General features: G+C 62.0%; 13 protein-coding genes. 4 read left to right on the top strand and 9 right to left on the bottom strand.

Annotated elements, in window-relative coordinates; translation table 11 throughout:
* The 3 genes from SGJ19_09410 to SGJ19_09420 all read right to left on the bottom strand — a co-directional run.
* Positions 1 to 262 (bottom strand): hypothetical protein (locus SGJ19_09410; protein ID MDZ4780455.1); only part of this gene is annotated, 262 nt, incomplete at its 3' end.
* Positions 263 to 494: 232 nt separating this feature from the next.
* On the bottom strand, positions 495 to 1,793 hold the full coding sequence (purD, locus tag SGJ19_09415; GenBank protein ID MDZ4780456.1) for a phosphoribosylamine--glycine ligase: 1,299 nt from the start codon (positions 1,791 to 1,793) through the stop codon (positions 495 to 497).
* 319 nt (positions 1,794 to 2,112) lie between these two features.
* Positions 2,113 to 3,420 carry a Gfo/Idh/MocA family oxidoreductase gene (locus tag SGJ19_09420; protein MDZ4780457.1) on the bottom strand — a complete coding sequence of 436 codons (1,308 nt, stop codon included), beginning with the start codon at positions 3,418 to 3,420 and terminating at the stop codon, positions 2,113 to 2,115.
* 797 nt (positions 3,421 to 4,217) lie between these two features.
* Between SGJ19_09420 and SGJ19_09425 the strand changes: the two genes are divergently transcribed.
* The 3 genes from SGJ19_09425 to SGJ19_09435 all read left to right on the top strand — a co-directional run bounded on the left by SGJ19_09425 (position 4,218) and on the right by SGJ19_09435 (position 5,758).
* Positions 4,218 to 4,430 (top strand): hypothetical protein, encoded by a 213-nt coding sequence (locus SGJ19_09425; GenBank protein MDZ4780458.1) that lies wholly within the window; start codon positions 4,218 to 4,220, stop codon positions 4,428 to 4,430.
* A gap of 112 nt (positions 4,431 to 4,542) precedes the next feature.
* Positions 4,543 to 4,932 (top strand): DUF309 domain-containing protein, encoded by a 390-nt coding sequence (locus SGJ19_09430; GenBank protein ID MDZ4780459.1) that lies wholly within the window; start codon positions 4,543 to 4,545, stop codon positions 4,930 to 4,932.
* 127 nt (positions 4,933 to 5,059) lie between these two features.
* Positions 5,060 to 5,758, top strand: coding sequence for an LON peptidase substrate-binding domain-containing protein (locus tag SGJ19_09435; GenBank protein ID MDZ4780460.1), 699 nt, complete (start codon positions 5,060 to 5,062; stop codon positions 5,756 to 5,758).
* A gap of 274 nt (positions 5,759 to 6,032) precedes the next feature.
* Here the strand turns inward: SGJ19_09435 and SGJ19_09440 are convergent, their stop codons facing one another.
* From SGJ19_09440 to SGJ19_09460, 5 genes are all read right to left on the bottom strand, one after another.
* Complete coding sequence (locus SGJ19_09440) at positions 6,033 to 7,712, bottom strand: hypothetical protein (protein MDZ4780461.1); 1,680 nt, start codon at positions 7,710 to 7,712, stop codon at positions 6,033 to 6,035.
* A 16-nt stretch (positions 7,713 to 7,728) separates the two neighbouring features.
* Positions 7,729 to 8,667: an ABC transporter ATP-binding protein gene (locus tag SGJ19_09445; GenBank protein MDZ4780462.1), complete on the bottom strand. Its 939-nt coding sequence runs from the start codon at positions 8,665 to 8,667 to the stop codon at positions 7,729 to 7,731.
* 79 nt (positions 8,668 to 8,746) lie between these two features.
* Complete coding sequence (locus SGJ19_09450; protein ID MDZ4780463.1) at positions 8,747 to 10,915, bottom strand: hypothetical protein; 2,169 nt, start codon at positions 10,913 to 10,915, stop codon at positions 8,747 to 8,749.
* A 12-nt stretch (positions 10,916 to 10,927) separates the two neighbouring features.
* Positions 10,928 to 11,191 (bottom strand): hypothetical protein, encoded by a 264-nt coding sequence (locus SGJ19_09455; GenBank protein ID MDZ4780464.1) that lies wholly within the window; start codon positions 11,189 to 11,191, stop codon positions 10,928 to 10,930.
* Positions 11,192 to 11,474: 283 nt separating this feature from the next.
* On the bottom strand, positions 11,475 to 13,736 hold the full coding sequence (locus tag SGJ19_09460) for a hypothetical protein (protein MDZ4780465.1): 2,262 nt from the start codon (positions 13,734 to 13,736) through the stop codon (positions 11,475 to 11,477).
* Positions 13,737 to 14,088: 352 nt separating this feature from the next.
* Here SGJ19_09460 and SGJ19_09465 point away from each other — a divergent pair, with 352 nt between their 5' ends.
* Entirely contained in the window at positions 14,089 to 15,417 is a 1,329-nt protein-coding gene (locus SGJ19_09465; GenBank protein MDZ4780466.1) for a hemolysin family protein, read from the top strand.
* 356 nt (positions 15,418 to 15,773) lie between these two features.
* Here the strand turns inward: SGJ19_09465 and SGJ19_09470 are convergent, their stop codons facing one another.
* Positions 15,774 to 16,295 carry a GNAT family N-acetyltransferase gene (locus tag SGJ19_09470; GenBank protein ID MDZ4780467.1) on the bottom strand — a complete coding sequence of 174 codons (522 nt, stop codon included), beginning with the start codon at positions 16,293 to 16,295 and terminating at the stop codon, positions 15,774 to 15,776.
* Positions 16,296 to 16,304: the final 9 nt, after the last annotated feature.

Below are 16,304 nucleotides of genomic sequence, written 5' to 3' on the forward strand. Positions count from 1 at the left end.
CCTTAAAAACATAGAAGCCGGTCGTGAAATTGCGCAGCATCACATGCGCGAGGGCCTGTTCTGCTTTGCCGGCGCTGGCGCCCGTGCCGGTTTGCGCGGGGAATGTTTGTTCCAGTCCGGTGGTGATGCTCCATTCGAAGAGAGGAACCTGCATCTCCTCAGCGGCCTTGCGCACAATTGCGATGGCCCGGGCTTCGTCATGCGACTCCAACGACATCAAGCCGGCGCCGGAACGGACGAGCAGTTGCAGTTGTTCGAGCATGGAAACTCGTCAGAAAGTTGTTTGCGGTCGCTGGCAATGAGTTTATCACACCAGCCCGTAGCGCAAGCGAGGGAGAGTGGGCGACGATGATAGCTTGACGTGTACGCCCTGCCGACCTTCCGCTTCGCGATAGACGCACTTGATTGCGAGTGAACGTTCCGCTTGGCGTATTCGATTTGACGGTCGTTAACGTCCACTCTCCCTCGCTGGCGCTACGAGCTGGTGTTTGCGGCTATTCCGCCACGTCGGGCTGCGCGTAGAGGAGCGCCTTGTCGGAGATATCCTTGCGGCACCAGGCGCCTTCCCAGCGGATTTTTTTTACCGCGGTGTAGGCCTGCAACTTGGCGGCCGAAACGGAATTGCCGAGCGCCGTCACGCCCAGCACGCGGCCGCCGCTGGTCATCACACGGCCGTCGGACGTGGCCGTGCCAGCGTGGAAGACTTTCACGTCCGGCACCTGCGCGGCGTCTTCGAGACCGCGGATCGCCTTCCCGGTAACGTATTTGCCGGGGTAGCCTTCGCTGGCCATCACCACGCACAGGCTGGGCCGATCGTCCCACACGGGAGGTTCAATGGAATCGAGACGGCCGTCGGCGACCGCTTCCAGCAGTTCGACCAGATCGCTTTTCAATCGCAACAACAGCGGCTGGCACTCGGGATCGCCGAAGCGGACGTTGTACTCCAGCACTTTGGGCCCTTGATTGGTGATCATCAGCCCAGCGTACAGCACGCCGCGAAACGGCCGGCGCGCACGCTTCATCGCGTGCACTGTGGGCACGAGCACATGCTCCTCAATCCAGCGGAGCATCTGGTCGGTCACCAGCGGCGTGGGGCAATAAGCGCCCATGCCACCCGTGTTCGGTCCGCGGTCGCCGTCGAAGGCCGGCTTATGATCCTGGCACGCCGGCAAGGTGAGAATCGTGCGGCCATCGGTCAGCGCTAGTACGCTGGCCTCGTGCCCGTCGAGCCGTTCTTCGATGACGATCGACTTGGCGGCCTCGTCAAACTCTCGCGAGCGCGACAGGGTCTCGACAGCCGCCAGTGCTTCCGCGCGGCCAGAGCAGACGAAGACGCCCTTGCCGGAGGCCAAGCCATCGGCTTTCACCACGACCGGCACGTCTTCGCGGTCGGTGAGAAATGTGGACGCGCGTTCCGCGCTGCGGAACACCTGGTAGTCGGCCGTGGGGACGTCAGCGTTCCGCAGGAGTTCCTTGCAGAAGACCTTGCTGCCCTCCAGTTCGGCGGCCGCCTTGTTGGGCCCAAAGACTCGCAGGCCTTCGGCTTGGAACGCGTCGACAATGCCGGCCGCCAACGGCCCTTCCGGGCCGACGACGGTGAGGCCGACCTGATTTTCCTTGGCGAAACTGATCAGCCGTCGGAAATCGTTGACCCGGATATCGACGTTCTCGGCGTCCAGCGCCGTGCCGGCGTTGCCCGGCGCGACGAACACGCGGTCGGCCCGAGGGCTTTGCTTGAGCTTCCAGGCCAAGGCGTGCTCGCGCCCGCCGTTTCCGATGACGAGGATGTTCATGATTGCGGTCGTGTGATCAGCCAAAGGGACCGCGAAACTTCAGCGCGGCGAATGATAATCTTACGGCGAGCCCGTTCCGGCAAGCAAGGAGACGCGGCCACGCGAACGGACTGTGGGAGGCGTCTCCGACGCCGATGCGCAGGACGTGGTTCAGCTCGGCGGCATCGATCGGTACAGCAGAGTTCTCTCCATCGGCGTCGGAGACGCCTCCCACAGTCAAATTGCGATACCTTGTGATTCTAAATCAAAAACGAAAAAACGCCGCGCACCCCACTTCTGGCGTACGCGGCGCTGATTTCACAGGCTCAAACGGAACGACCTAGCCGTCGATCGTATAGCCGTCGCGGTAGACATTCTTGATGATGCTGTCGACCTCGGGGGCGTTGGTCGCTTTGAGATTCTTGGCATCCCATTCGATCTTCTTCCCGTCCGCCCAGACGGCTAGGTTGCCGAGCAGGATGGTTTCTGAGAGCGGGCCGGCGTAGTCCGAGAAATTGCTCATCGCCTGCTCGCCACCGCGAATGGCGTTGACCCATTCGTCAAAGTGACCGGGCGACTTCTTGAACTCCACGTCCTTCATTTCGGCGTCGATCAACTCAAACTCCGCGCCGTAGTCGTTCGGCGAGTAGATCTTGCCCTGGTCGCCGACGATCAAACAGCCGCTGTCCTTCGGGGCGCGGCCTTCGCCGAACATGGCGACGTCCGGCAGCTTACCGCCGTCGTACCAGGAGACCTTGAGGGCTGGCCGAGTGTCGTTGGCGGGGAACTCGAAGTCGATGATCGACCACTTCGGATAGCTGTCCTTGTTGTGGCCGGCCGTCTTGGCGACGACCGAGGTCGGGTTCTTCAAGCCCAGGCCCATGAACGGCATGTTGAACGTGTGACACGCCATGTCGCCCAACGCGCCGGTGCCGAAGTCCCACCAGCCGCGCCACGCGAACGGATGATAACCGTTCGAGTACGGGCGATACGCCGCGGGGCCGAGCCACAGTTCCCACTTCAGATTCGAGGGAATCGGCGATTCCGCTGGGCGGGGACCGCCTTGCGGCCAGATCGGTCGGTTCGTCCAAACGTGGACTTCCTTGACTGTGCCGATCACACCGGCCTGCAGCAACGCGGCCGCCTTGCGGACGCCGTCTTCCGACGTGCCTTGATTGCCCATCTGCGTGGCGACGCCCTTCTCGCGGGCGACTTCGCCCAAGCGGCGGGCTTCGTAAATCGAGTGCGTCAGCGGCTTCTGGCAGAAACAATGCTTGCCCATGCTCATCGCCTTGTAGGCGGCGACGGCGTGGCAGTGATCGGGCGTGCTGACCGTGACGGCGTCGATCTTATCGCCCATCTTGTCGAGCATTTCGCGGAAGTCATGAAACTTCTCCGCGCTCGGGAAGCGGGCGGCGCCGGCCGCGAGGTTCTTGTCGTCAATGTCGCAGATGGCGACCATATCGCCGTTCTGGCCCGCGTCTTCGGAATCGCTCGAGCCCTTGCCCGTGACGCCGATCGACGCGAATTGAATTTTCTCGTTCGGTGAGTTGCTCTGCGCTCGGGCGACTCCGCCGGCCGCCCAGAAGCCGACGCCCGCCAGGGCAGAGGTTTTGACAAAGGTCCGACGGCTGGTGGGGCGCGCCATGACAGCAGACTCCTAAGCAGGAAACGAGGCGAAAACAGCTGAGCCAAGGAAAAAGTGGCCTGGCTGGTGGGCTTATACGATAACCTGCCGGAATAGGGTTGACAAGTTTGCCCGGGCGGAGGAAGTGGTGCAGATTGGCTCGCACGAAATGACTAGCGACGACTGAGACCTGCCACAACGAATACCGCGCCACAAGCAACTATGAGAGTCGCTGAAATATAAGGGCCAGGCTTCCAAGCGGCCCACGCGGTTCCTGGCCTGGCAGAATTCGGAGAAACCACGACTCCGTAGACGATTGCGATCAGACCTATGCAAACCATCATCCAACGCAGAAAAGGTCCACGCCGCCTTGGAGAATGGCCCGACCCGCTGGCTGGCGGTGACTTGTACGGGTTAGCGTCCATGCCCCCGATTCTAACAGGCCCCCGAGCGCCCGGCCCGGTTTTGGCCTACTCCTGCCCCTGGGCGCTGCTATACTTCGGGTATCTGGTTTGCCGATTTCAGTTGCGGCCCCGATTTTTGCCTGGTTCTGGGGGCCGGTTCTTTCTCTCGCCATCCCGGCTTGGTGGACCACCATTTTGGTCCCTTGCTTGGCGGCCCTGATTTAGCATCGGGCCACGCGATCTGTCCGGAACGGACGGTCGATCGAAAGGCTTTTGCTCACCGCCGGTTTTTGGCGCGCTGGGTTCAGGCCTTGCTAGGCAGCACATTAGGAACAGTTCGCGATCCGCCGGACCTTTCGGCGATACGTCCCATACTCATTTTTGTCAGGATCAAGCACCTTCATGATGACACTTATGCGAGACATTGATTACGCGGCCCAGGCCGTGCGCTCGGCGCTGCAACAGAAGTTTGGTCGCCAGCACGACCTCAACGAGCTCAAGGTCGACGCGCTCGACAAGACCATTCGCGTGACGCTGTCAGACCTGGACGCGGAAGGCACACGGGACGAGCTGCTGGCCGCGATTCGCAAGGCCGGCGTGCTGGAAGAGTTCTGGTCCGCGAACTAGTCGCCATTGCGGCGCTCACCGCCGCGGCACACGGGCGTTATGGCTTCATCGTCAAGCCGGTTCTATAATCGGGCGTGTTGAGGAATTTGCGCACCCCCGGGCGGAGCTGTCGATGGCCGCGGCTGAATATGACGCCCTGTACCTGCAGGGGGTCGCGTATTTCAATGATTGCGAGTTCTTCGAGGCCCATGAGGTCTGGGAAGAACTTTGGCAGGAAGATCACGGGCCCTCTCGCAAATTCATGCAGGGCCTGATCCAGGCCGCAGTGGCGTTGCATCATTTTGGCAACGGCAATATTCGCGGCGCCAAGAAGGTCTACTATGGCAGCCGCAGTTATCTGGCGGCCTACCGGCCTGTGCATATGGGCATCGACCTGGAAAAATTCATCGGCGAGATGGACCAGTGCTTCGCGGAAGTCGCCACGGCGACGGAGACGTTTCCGGAGATCACCATCAATCCGGAACTGATCCCAGAGATTCACCTCGATCCCCCGGCGGAGTAGGCTTTGCACCACGGAGTCACGGAGAGCGGAGAACTAGCGATGAGCGATGCATACCGCCGCTCAAAAACTACTTCACTCACTACCTACTTCGCCGACTCCACCTACTAACTACTCCACCTACTCCCCTATGTCCTCTGATTCGGAAAACGCGGATTTTCAAGGTTTCGCCGGTCGGACGCGGGTCTTTCCGCTGCCGAACGTGGTGTTGTTTCCGCACGTGATTCAGGCGCTGCATATCTTCGAGCCGCGCTACCGGGAGATGACCGAGGACGCGTTGGCGGGCGACAAGCTGATCACGATGGCGCTGCTCGCGCCGGGATGGGAACCGAACTACGAAGGGCGGCCCGCGTTGCAGCCGGTGGCCTGCTTGGGACGCATCGCGACGCATCACGTGTTGCCGGATGGACGCTACAACTTGTTGCTGCTGGGGTTGAAGCGCGTGCGAGTGCTCGAGGAGTTGCCAACGGAGCACAGTTTCCGCGAGGCGCTGGTGCAGGTGATCGACGACGAATACCCGCCGCAGGGCGCCGCAGAGCGGCAACGCATTCAGCGGCAACTGATGGACGGGTTTCGCCGCGCGCTGCCATTGTTGCCGGACATGCAAGAGCAAGTCGAGCAGTTCGTTTCGAGCGACGTCAGTCTCGGGATTCTGACCGACATCCTGGCCTATTCGCTGCCGCTGTCGCTGGACGAAAAGCTGTTACTGCTCGGCGAAGCCAACGTCGACCGCCGCGCGGCCCAGTTGGCGGACTATATGCTGCGCATGAAGGGCGGGAACGAGGCCGGCAATCAGCGGGTGTATCCGCCGGAGTTTAGTGAGAATTGAGGTAGGGTTTGAAGTGTTCAGTTTTCAGCGTGGTAGGGCGGGCCGTGCGCGAGACAGTCGCTGTCGACGAGTGCGGCGTCGCGTTCGATAAGGCGCTGCGAATCGCAAATCTAAGGCCCGCCGTTTTATTTTGAAATCGGCGGGCCTTACGTTTCGAACGAGCGCAGAGTTAGCGATGCGCGACGTCGTGCAAAAAATTGACGCAGTTCGCCCGCGCGCGGCCCGCCCTACGTCCCACTCGCTCTCCCCTCTGCCTCTCTGCGGTGAAGACGCACTAACCGTTGGCGGGTTGGCCGTCGTCCCAGGGGTTTTTGCGGAGTGGCTCGGCGCTGGGTTGGAGCGATTTGTCGTCTTCGACGACGCGGCGCGGTTTGGAAGCGCGAACTTGTTGCACTTCGCGGGCGATGGTCGGCAGGTTGAGCAACACGATCAATCCGGTCGGTAAACCGAGCAAGGCCAAGACCGCGAGCTGTTGGCTGATCGGCAGACTGTCTTCCGACATTTCCATCAGCGTCCAGAACGGGTTGCTGGCTTCGACGAGCGAGTATTCGCTGCGCCAGAACGGTTCCATCAAGTGGATGCTGAGCGGGATCCCGCAGCCAAGGAGAATCAGCAGGATGGTCACCAGCAGCGACATGAACATGGTCCCCCAGCCGGCGCGGCGCAGCAGGAGCATGATCAGTCGCGTCAGTCCGAGATAGCCGGCCAGGTACAGGAACATCACCATGCCGAAGGTCAGCGGATTGAAGTCTTTCATCCACGTGACCGTCATCGACTGGGTGTAGCTGGCCGGCGCGGCCTGCTGCCAGATCATTTCGGCAATAACGGTCAGCACCACCAACGCCAGGTAGCTGCCGAGCGCAAAGACATATCCAGAGCCGGAGCCGGGGTTAAACCAGGTGAAGAAGGCGCGGCCGAGGAAGCTTTGCGGCAGTTGGCGGCGGACTCGGAGCGAGAGCTCGCCGGCTTCGCCGACCATGAACGCGCCCATCACGGCCCAATGGATGCCGGAAAACGTAAGGAGCAGCACAAAGAAAGCTCGTTCTTCGGACAGGTAGATGCCGTACGTCATCCAGCCCAGGAAGAGCAGTTGTTGGAACAGCATCACCACGCGGAGCTTGGTGCTGCGATTGTTGCTGGGGAAATCGAGTTGGGCCGAGGAGGCCTGCACGACGAGTGCGAAGTAGCCCCAGAACACGCTCAGCACGGCAAGATTGCCGATCCAGAATTCCGGATCGCTAATTGCAATGCCGTTGAATTCGGCGATGTTGACCGCCGCCATGGACGCGATGAAGAATACCAACAGTAGTCCAGCGACCATGAAGACGGACAATACGACTTGCCAGTGCCGTTCGCTGGTGGCCGTGGCCACGAGCAGACCGATCGCCGAGAGCCCCAGCGAACCGTGGAACATATAGAACATCACCATCCCGATCAGAGGGATGTCGATGCCGCGCAGTAGGTACGTGAACGCCAGACACGGAGCGAGCGCGGAATAGTAGACCAGCATCTGCAACATGGCGCTGGCGAGCTTGCCGGTGATGACATGCCGCGGCGTGAGCGTGGTGACGGAGAGCAGTTCATACGTGCCGTCGGCGCGCTCCGTGGCCAGCGACCAGAAGGCGCTGAACGGCACCACGACGAGAAGCGCGAAATTCAGAATGACAAAATATCCGCCGAACAAGAATAAGCCCGACGAGCCGTAGTAGATGCTCGGGCCGACCACCGCCACGCCGAGCATGGTCCAACCCCAGGCGGCCGCCAGCACTAGCGTGAACGTGACCGTGAACTGCCGACTTTTGAGCGCCTGGCGGGCTTCTTTCACCAGGATCGGGTTCAAACGCTGATTGATCGCCGTCACGGCGCGGTCGAGCAGGCCCCACAGGCCGGAGTCCGGCCGCGACTCGTCCTCGATTACTTCGACAGCGGTAATGGCTTCTTCGAGGGTGCTCATACGTTCCAGGTCATTGTCATTGCACGTGTCCGCGCGTGACGTCGAGAAAGACTTCTTCCAGGCTTTTGTCCTGCGAACCGAAGGCCGCGACGGCGAAGCCGGCCTGGACCATTTCTTTCAATAGCAAGACTTCCGCCTGACGATCGCCGTCGTGGAGGAAGATCGCGCTTTCGCCGCTGATTTCGACGCTATGGACGCCGTCGCGCGCGGAGAGCCATTCGCCCAGTGCGGCCGCGCCGCCCAGAATCTGCGTTTGCACGCGCGCCTGGTGCTGCTGCGTTTTTTGAATGTCGTTCACCGAGCCGACGGCGAGCAAGCGGCCCAGTTCGATGATGCCAACCGTGTCGCACATCTCGGCCAGTTCGGTGAGGATGTGCGAACTGATGAGCACGGTTTTGCCATGCGCGGCAAGGGCGCGGATCATTTCGCGGAGCTGAATTCGCGCGCGGGGGTCGAGACCCGCGGCCGGCTCGTCGAGAACCAGCACGGCGGGGTTGTGAATCAACGCCCGCCCCAGGCAGAGCCGTTGCTTCATGCCCTTCGACAATCCGCTGATGGGCTTTTCGGCCAATGTGTCGAGTTTGGTGAAGCTCATCACGTAGCTCAACGACCGGGTGCGATCCTTGCCGCGGAGGCCATACGCTCGGGCGAAGAAATCGAGGTATTCACGGACGTTCACATTGGCATAGGTGCCGAAGTAGTCCGGCATGAAGCCCAGGCGGTAACGCACGCGATCCGGATCGTTGACGACGGAGAAACCGTCGATGTAGGCATCGCCGGCGGTGGGCTGGTCGAGCGTAGCGAGAATCCGCATGCTAGTCGTCTTGCCAGCGCCGTTTGGTCCGATGTATCCGAACACATGTCCCTTCGGCACGCTGAACGAAATATCGTTCACGGCGCGCGTACTCCCGAACGTGCGGTGCAAGTTTCGCAGTTCGATCATGGGGTGGGACATGGGAGCTAGTTTGAAGTTTTCAGGGTTCAGTTTTCAGTGGGAACTTGCGCCGCCTAGCATTTTCATGCATCATTCTCCCTCACCAGGTTCCGTGGATGACGTGGAGGGGGAGCTCCTGCTGGACGGTTTCGACGCCGTAGTCGAGTTCCGGGGATTGGTCGACGATGGCCAGGTAGTTTCGCGGAGTGAGCAGCGTTGGCGTGGTCATCGCTCCGGCGGCGTTCGCGAGCGACTTTTCCAGAATGCCGTCTGATTGCGAGGCGGGCACATTGCTCTGTCCGTAGTAATACACGCGCGAGCTCCCAAACGAATTCTCGGTGAGTTGCACGTCTTGCATTTGGACGGGCGCGCGGTCGGCGAAGTACCGGCGAATCTCTGGCAGGTCCTCTTCCGTGATTTCCTTCAATTGGCAGGCGGACCCTTTCGCGGTTTCACCGCACTTGAAGAGTCGGCCTTGTTCGTCGCACATCACCAAATGCAGAAGGTTCCCGCCCAAAGCATTCACGACGGCCGGCGGCGCATTTTCCGTGGAGGGCGTGATGCGCAGCCCATTGGTCGTGGGGCGCGTTCGCATCAAGAGGAATTGCGTCGGCGTGCGCGAGGCGAGCCAGCCGCTGGCGAGGCGCTGGCGATTTCCTTCCCACTCGAAATCGCGCCGGGTCCAGGCCATCCCTTGCGAAACTTTCGGATCAATCGGCTGAATCATCGTATCGTCTTCGAACTCCAGGCCGTCCGAGGGCGACAGGCCCGCGTAATACGTAACGCGCGATGTGCTGGCGGCCTGACGCCTGGCCTGGTCGATCGACGTGAACGAACGCGGACGGACGCGGACTTGGAGGCCGTCGGTCAACAAGGCGTAGCCGAACAGGCTCGCGGTGACGACGATCGCGGTGATCGGCACTACCGCTAACAGCAGGTGCAGTTTTCCTTTGCGGCGCAGCCAGTAGTAGTTGATCGGACCAATAGCCAGCACAAAGCCGGTGATCAATACGCGAAACGCGGTCACCGGGGCGCGGCCGACGCCGGGAATCATCTGCTTCCAGAAATCGGGATTGTCGTCCGTCGTCGACAACCCGAGCCGCTTGCGCGACAAGATGCGGTCGGCGCCTACGGTGTTCGTGGCCCAGACCCAATTGGCGACGTCTTCGGACGATGGCGGATTCGCGCCAATCGGCTTGTCGTCATGGAATACCAACACCATTCCCAGCTGCGCAGGGCGCGTGCGGAATGGCGGCGCTTTCGGCGGTGGCAACGACAAATTCGGCGGCGTTTCGCCGGTGATCGATTCATTCGCCGTCGCCGGCGCGCCGGGCATACTGTAGTCGACTGAGCGGGAAACGGCGAAAGCGCTATCCAACCCTTGGGCGAACTTATTTACGTCCGCATCTTTCCACGGCTCGGCGTGCGGCCCCCAGAGCCCCGTGCGCTCTTCGATTTCGGCCAGGCGCTCCCAGTTCGCGCCGGCGCCCCAGATCCAGAGATTCCCGCCCGCGGACGTCGCCTGGCAAATCGCTTGAAGCGCTTCGGGCCGCGTGTCGGCGAGTTTCTTGAGCTCGTTGACGTGCAGGCAAATCACGTCCGGCGAGGTGTAGTCCACCCAGCGTTTCGGCAGGCTCGCGCCGGGTATCTGCGTGAACAGTTCCGTCGGATACTGCGCGCGGCCGTTGATGGTGCTGGTCGAGAGATTGCCGTAGGCCACTGCGCCCTGCTGATTGGCGCGCGCTAAGTCCATCGCTTCGGTCAGCAGCGACGTATCGACAGCCTGATCCGAGATGCAAAGAAACGACGGCAGGCTGAGACCCGACCCAAAAGCGTACAAATTGCCGGTCGAAGCGTAATTGTCCAGCTTATCCAGATGCCGCCCGCCCTCGTAGATCTTGAATTGCTGGTTGACCCACAATTCCGTCTGTGGCGCTGTGATCACGACTTCCCCGGAGCGGGAACCGGCGGGAATGGTCAATCGCTCGCTGGTGGTCGTGAACTTGCGGCCGTTGTAGTCCTGGTTTTCAATTTCGATCGTGAATTCCCGATCGTTGCCGGTCACCTTGCCGGAACGCAACAGGACGCGGACAGGCCGATAGCCTTGCCCGAGCGGCCAGCCGTTTTGGCCTTCGAAGACGTAGCCGTCGCCACGCGATTGCGCCACGCCATATTGCGTCTGCGCCGCAAGCTGCGCGGAATACCAGGGCGCGCACGCGAGGGCCAGGAATAGCACGGCCCGGCGAACGAAGGTGGTCGCGAAGCTCATCGTCGGATTCCCTTAGGGATTCAGAGGGGCAAAGGGAGATCGCCCTTCCGGCGTGCGACTCCGCGTGAGGGTTCGCAAGAGCGCAGAAACGAGCCAGACCAGAAAAAACAGCCAGGCATAGACGGCCAGGAACACGGCGAGCCCGGCCATGCCGGCGGTGACGCCGACGGCCCAGGCGCTGCCTTGCGTGGCGCTCCGCACGACCACGAGCGCAGAGCCCGCCAGAGCGGTGCCGCCCAGCACCCAGCGCAATGAGTAACGAGGAAAGAGCATCATCGGTTCTGTTCGTCAGCGGAGCAGTGTTCTTGAATCGCTACGAGGCGCAGAACGTCAGATTACTAGAAAACCCGAGGTCGTGTCTATTCTTTGGCCCGGCAAAATAGGGCGAAACCGTTTTCGACCGTGGGAGGCGCCTCCGACGCCGATGGAGAAGGCTTCGCCGACGACGCACGGCCTGTTCGGCAAAAAGCGATGAACGATCGGCGTCGGAGACGCCTCCCACACGCCGAGATGGGCGCGTCGGTAGATGGACGCGGCAGAAGCGCGAGACGCCGTGGCCTTAGCCCTGCGGGCCGTCTTTCAGGCCGAGGCGTTCCAACCAGCGGCCGCGCTTGGGCTCCTTCGCCGCGGCGTTGGCCGCGGGAGTCTGGGCGCCCATCGTAGCGCTGCGCTCCTCGAGGACGCGGAGTTTTTCCTCCAAGTCGGAACGTTCGCGGGCTAGCTTGGCGCGTTCCACGGAGATTTCCACTTCCGCGGTCCGCATCTTGCCTTCCCATTCGGTCTGCAACTGGCGAGCCCGTTCGCGCTCGTGCTGGATGACTTCGTCGGATTCGATGAGCTGGGCGATCGCGGAAGCGCCGACCGCGACGTTGCCGATGTTGCTGCTTTGTTCTTCGAGCAGCTTGCGCAGCTCGGCGATTTCCTGGTCCTTGTCAGCGACGACCGAATCGGTGATGTCCAGCGTGCCTTGGATTGTCAGGCGCTCACGGGCTTGCTCCGCGTCGCCGTCGTCATACTCTTCCAGCATGGCGAGCATGCGGAGCTTCTGCGCCTCCCAATCCATGCCGGCGCCGGACGGGGCGGGAGTGCCGCCATTCTTGCGGGAGATGGCGAGCTTCTGTTCCAACTCCGCGGCGCGGGCTTTCTCCTCGCGAACGTCTTCCATCGCCAATTCGTAGCGGCGCTCCAGCGCGTGAATCCGTTCGGCGACGTCTTCGTCAACTGCCGCCACCGCCGGCGGCGCCTCTTCCAGTCGCTCTTGGAGTTCCGCACATTGCGCGATCAATTTGGTGCGGGCATCGAGCAGTCCGCTGAGCTGTTCTGTGAGATTCGCGTTTTCCGTCCGCAATGACGCCACTTCTTCGGTGGCATGACTCGCCGAGCTGGCCTGTTCGCGGAGTTGTTCGAGCTGTCGGGCAACGTCCGCGGCTTGCGTTTCGGCGGCCTGTTGTGCAGCGAGCGCCTGTTTCGCGGCGGCTTCCGCATCGGCGAATCGTTTGGCGAGCTCCTGTTGCGCTTGTTGATCCCCGGCGCCTGAGGCCTTGGCGCGGGCGAGGTCGCGCTCCAGCGATTGCACGCGCGAGGCCGCTTGGGCGGTTTCGCGGTCGAATTCCGCTTTGACATTAAGGAGCGCCGAGTCAAGTTCCTCGCAGCGCCCATGCAAGCGAGCGTGTTCGCTGGCCGCCTGTTGTTCGGCGGCGCGGAATTTGGCGAGCTCTTCGGTCAGAGCCGCGGCCTCGGCCTTCGCGGATTGGAGTTCGGCGGCCTGTGTTTGAACGGTCTGTTCCAGCCGTTCCTGCAGTTGGCGGCGTTCTTGTTCAGCTTGCTGGAGCTTCGCTTGTAGTTCGGCGACCGCTTGCGCCTGGACACTGGAATCCGCCAGCGCGCGACGGGCTTGTTCGACATCGCCTTGCAGGCTGGAGACGTCCGTGGCGAGCCGATCGCGTTCGACGGCAATCCCGTCGCGCTCTGCTTTGAGGCGATCGCGTTCAACGGCTAGCCCGTCGCGTTCCGCAGACAGGGAACGGAGTGATTCTTGCGCCGCGCTTGCGGCGGCCGTGAGTTGTTCGCGCTCCTTCGCCGTTTCGTCCTGACGTTGCCGCGCGGCCTCGACGGCCGTGCGCAGCTCATCGCGTTCCGCCGCGAGGCTTGCCGACGCTTCTTGATCGTGTTTCAGTTCGCCACGCAGGCCATTCAGCTCGGCGCGGATGCTGTCGAGCTCCGCCGGCAACGGACGTAGCGGTTCCAGTTCGCGCAGAGCCTGGTCGCGTTCTTCGGACCGGGCTTGCAGCTGCACCGCAAGTTGATCGCGCTCGGCTTGAAGTTTTTCGCGTTCCGCCTGCAATTGCACGAGGCCGTCGCGCATCGAGGCGATTTCGGCCACCGCGGAATCGTCGAGCTTCACTTTGTCTTGCTGGCGCTGTTCGACCAACGTGCGGCGTTGCGCACGGACGCGTCCTGCAATTCGCCTGGCTCGGGCGGCGATCGCGGCGCGGTCTTTGATCAGCGTGTCGTTGAGTTCCAAAAGTTGCGAGTCGCGGCGTTCGATCTCGGCCAGCCGCGCTTCCAACTCCGCCCGGGTCTGCTCGGCGGTTGTGCCTTGTTGCTCGGCTTGAGTCAACTTGCCCTGCGCGTCTTGCCGGAGTTCGTCGAGCGATTGCGCGATTTTTTCGACGCGCGCGCACAAGTCGCCTTCCAAATCTTGTATGCGCTGGCGGCGGCGGGCGCCGAATTCCTGGAGCCTGGCGCGTTGCTCCGCGAGCACGGCGACGAAATCGTCGTCGACGGAATCCGAAGGGGATGAGGGGAGATGTGCGTCCATACCAAACTTACCTGACTGCTGAATCGGAGCGCGGTCCCGCGGCGTCCGCGCGCCGCCCGCCCATCCAGGCGCGACGCGTACCGCCTAGGCAGCGCAGGCCGATCTCCGTCGGCTACGCCCCTAGAGTTTCTATAGGTCACGCTCCGCACGGGGTCAAAGCGAGACGTCCGGTTGTACGCATCGTGCCGTTCGACCGGCATGACGGCGGCAGCCGACGCGGTCCCGCGGACCTCGGTTTCCCTTTTCGGCCTGAGGGGGCTAAACTGTCGCTACCCCGGCCAGCGGCTTCGCGTCCGCCGCTCGGCCCGCGTGGTTACATTTTTCCGTTCCGAAAGGGTGAAGGACCGTCCAGGTGCCCCCATACGTTTGGGAAATCCTCCTGATCTTGCTGCTGATTCTGGCCAACGGCTTCTTTGCCGGGGCGGAAATCGCCATTATTGCGGCACGCAAGAACCGCCTGGAACAATTGGCCGACGACGGCGACCGCAAGGCGCGGCGAGCGCTGGAGTTGGCGCGCGACCCGGACCGCTTCCTGCCCACGGTGCAAGTCGGCATCACGCTGGTGAGTACGCTGGCCGCGGCCTTCGGCGGCGCCCGACTGGTCGACTACCTGGCGGACGCGTTGGCAAAATCGCCTTGGCCGTTCGTCCAGGCGCATCAGCATGGAATTGCGTTCTCGCTGGTCGTCGTGGCGATCACCTATTTCTCGCTGATTCTGGGCGAGCTGGTTCCGAAGCAAGTCGCCTTGCGGAATGCTGAGACCCTGGCGCGATTCGTCGCGCCGGTGATGTCGCTATTGGCCAGCGCCGGACGCCCGGCGGTCTGGGTGTTGGAAAAATCGACGTCGTTCGTGCTAGCGCTGTTTCGCGTGCCGCTCGCCAAAACCGCCACTGTTTCGGTCGACGACATCGAACACATGATCGAATCGGGCACGGCCGAGGGAGTGGTCGAACCCTTGGAGCAAAAGGTGGCGATGGGCGCGCTGCGGCTTGGTGAGCGCACCGTGCGCGACATCATGCGTCCGCGGACCGATCTCGATGCGATCGACGTGAGCACGCCGACGGACGAGATCATCGGCACGATCGCGATGGCTGGCTTTTCCCGGCTGCCGATTTACGAACGTGACCTCGATCACATTCTGGGCTACGTGCATATCAAGGACCTGGTCCGCTACCTGCACCTGGGTTGGGAGATCGACCTGCGCAAAATGTTGCATCCGCCGCTGTTCGTGCCGGAGACATTGCATCTCGACCGGCTGCTGGAGATGTTTCAGGCGCAGCGGACGCAATTGGCGATCGTGCTCGACGAACACGGCGGCACCGACGGCATGCTGACGATGGAAGACGTGCTGGAAGAGTTGGTCGGTGAAATTCAGGACGAACATCGCGACGACCGCGCCCAGGATTTTGTGCGTCGCGACGACGGCAGCTTTCTGGTCGACGGCGGCTTAAGCGTGGCCGACCTCGTGGTCAAGCTCGGCGTGAAACCGGACGACGTCAGCGTCTCAAGGCGCTTCACCACAGTGGCCGGCTTGATGTTGTTCCTGCTCGGCAGCATTCCCCGCATCGGCGACATGGCTGAATGGAACGGCATGAAGCTGGAAGTAGTCGACATGGACGGGCGCAGGATCGACCGAATCCTGATTACGCCGCTGCCGAAGGAAGAGGATACGGAGGAGTAGTGGGAGGAGTAGTGGGAGGAGTAGTGGGAGGAGTAGTGGGAGGAGTAGTGGGAGGAGTAGTGGGAGGAGTAGTGGGAGGAGTAAAGGAGAGGAGGAATAGAGGAAATTTAAGTTGAGCCCCGGAGGGGCGGCAGGTAATAGCCAGGGGTGCGAACCCCTGGTGAACATTTACGGAATACCGACGGAGCCCCAACGGGGCGACACATTGAACACGTATGTCGCCCCGTTGGGGCTCCAACGTTTTCCGCCGCGACGTTTCCAGGCGTTTGCGCGCCTGGCTATTACCTGCCGCCCCTCTGGGGCTCTTTCAAAACTCCTCCACTCCTTAATTCCTCTTCTCCTTTACTACTTCCCCCTCACTTCTCCTCCTCCTTGTACCGCCGGAAACCGGCGCTTTCATAGTTCGGCAGTGCCTTGGGATGATCCAACGTGCAGGTGTGGACCCAAAAGCGTTGGGGACCGTAGGACCAGGCGCGGTCGATGGTCCAGTGGAGCAGATAGCGGCCCAGGCCGCGGCCGATGAATTCTGGCATCAGGCCGAAGTAGGCGAGTTCGATCTCGGTCGCTTTCCGCCGGTCCAACTCCGCGTAGCCCGCCGGCGTGCCATCGGCGTAGAGGACGTGTGTTTCCACAAGGGGATGTTGCACGATGGCGCCGAGTGTTTCTTCCGACATCACGCGGCGCTCGCGCCATTGCCAGCCGCCGCCGACCGTGTCGTAAAGATAACGGTAAAACGAAATCGTCGGCGGTTTCGCCTGCACGATTGCCAAGTCATCTGATGGCGGCTCAAGTTTCAGTTGCGTCGGCCGCGCGTGCATCTCCAAATACGTGATCACCACCTTGCCCGGCGAGTGGGCGGCGTCAGGCTGGTCGTTCATTGCGTTTCA

The organism is Planctomycetia bacterium (assembly GCA_034440135.1).
Classification (GTDB): domain Bacteria; phylum Planctomycetota; class Planctomycetia; order Pirellulales; family JALHLM01; genus JALHLM01.

Bases quoted from the DNA above. Each gene is read 5' to 3' on its own strand.
- purD (MDZ4780456.1), bottom strand. From the start codon at position 1,793: ATGAACATCCTCGTCATCGGAAACGGCGGGCGCGAGCACGCCTTGGCC.
- SGJ19_09420 (MDZ4780457.1), bottom strand. From the start codon at position 3,420: ATGGCGCGCCCCACCAGCCGTCGGACCTTTGTCAAAACCTCTGCCCTG.
- SGJ19_09425 (MDZ4780458.1), top strand. From the start codon at position 4,218: ATGCGAGACATTGATTACGCGGCCCAGGCCGTGCGCTCGGCGCTGCAA.
- SGJ19_09430 (MDZ4780459.1), top strand. From the start codon at position 4,543: ATGGCCGCGGCTGAATATGACGCCCTGTACCTGCAGGGGGTCGCGTAT.
- SGJ19_09435 (MDZ4780460.1), top strand. From the start codon at position 5,060: ATGTCCTCTGATTCGGAAAACGCGGATTTTCAAGGTTTCGCCGGTCGG.
- SGJ19_09440 (MDZ4780461.1), bottom strand. From the start codon at position 7,712: ATGAGCACCCTCGAAGAAGCCATTACCGCTGTCGAAGTAATCGAGGAC.
- SGJ19_09445 (MDZ4780462.1), bottom strand. From the start codon at position 8,667: ATGTCCCACCCCATGATCGAACTGCGAAACTTGCACCGCACGTTCGGG.
- SGJ19_09450 (MDZ4780463.1), bottom strand. From the start codon at position 10,915: ATGAGCTTCGCGACCACCTTCGTTCGCCGGGCCGTGCTATTCCTGGCC.
- SGJ19_09455 (MDZ4780464.1), bottom strand. From the start codon at position 11,191: ATGATGCTCTTTCCTCGTTACTCATTGCGCTGGGTGCTGGGCGGCACC.
- SGJ19_09460 (MDZ4780465.1), bottom strand. From the start codon at position 13,736: ATGGACGCACATCTCCCCTCATCCCCTTCGGATTCCGTCGACGACGAT.
- SGJ19_09470 (MDZ4780467.1), bottom strand. From the start codon at position 16,295: ATGAACGACCAGCCTGACGCCGCCCACTCGCCGGGCAAGGTGGTGATC.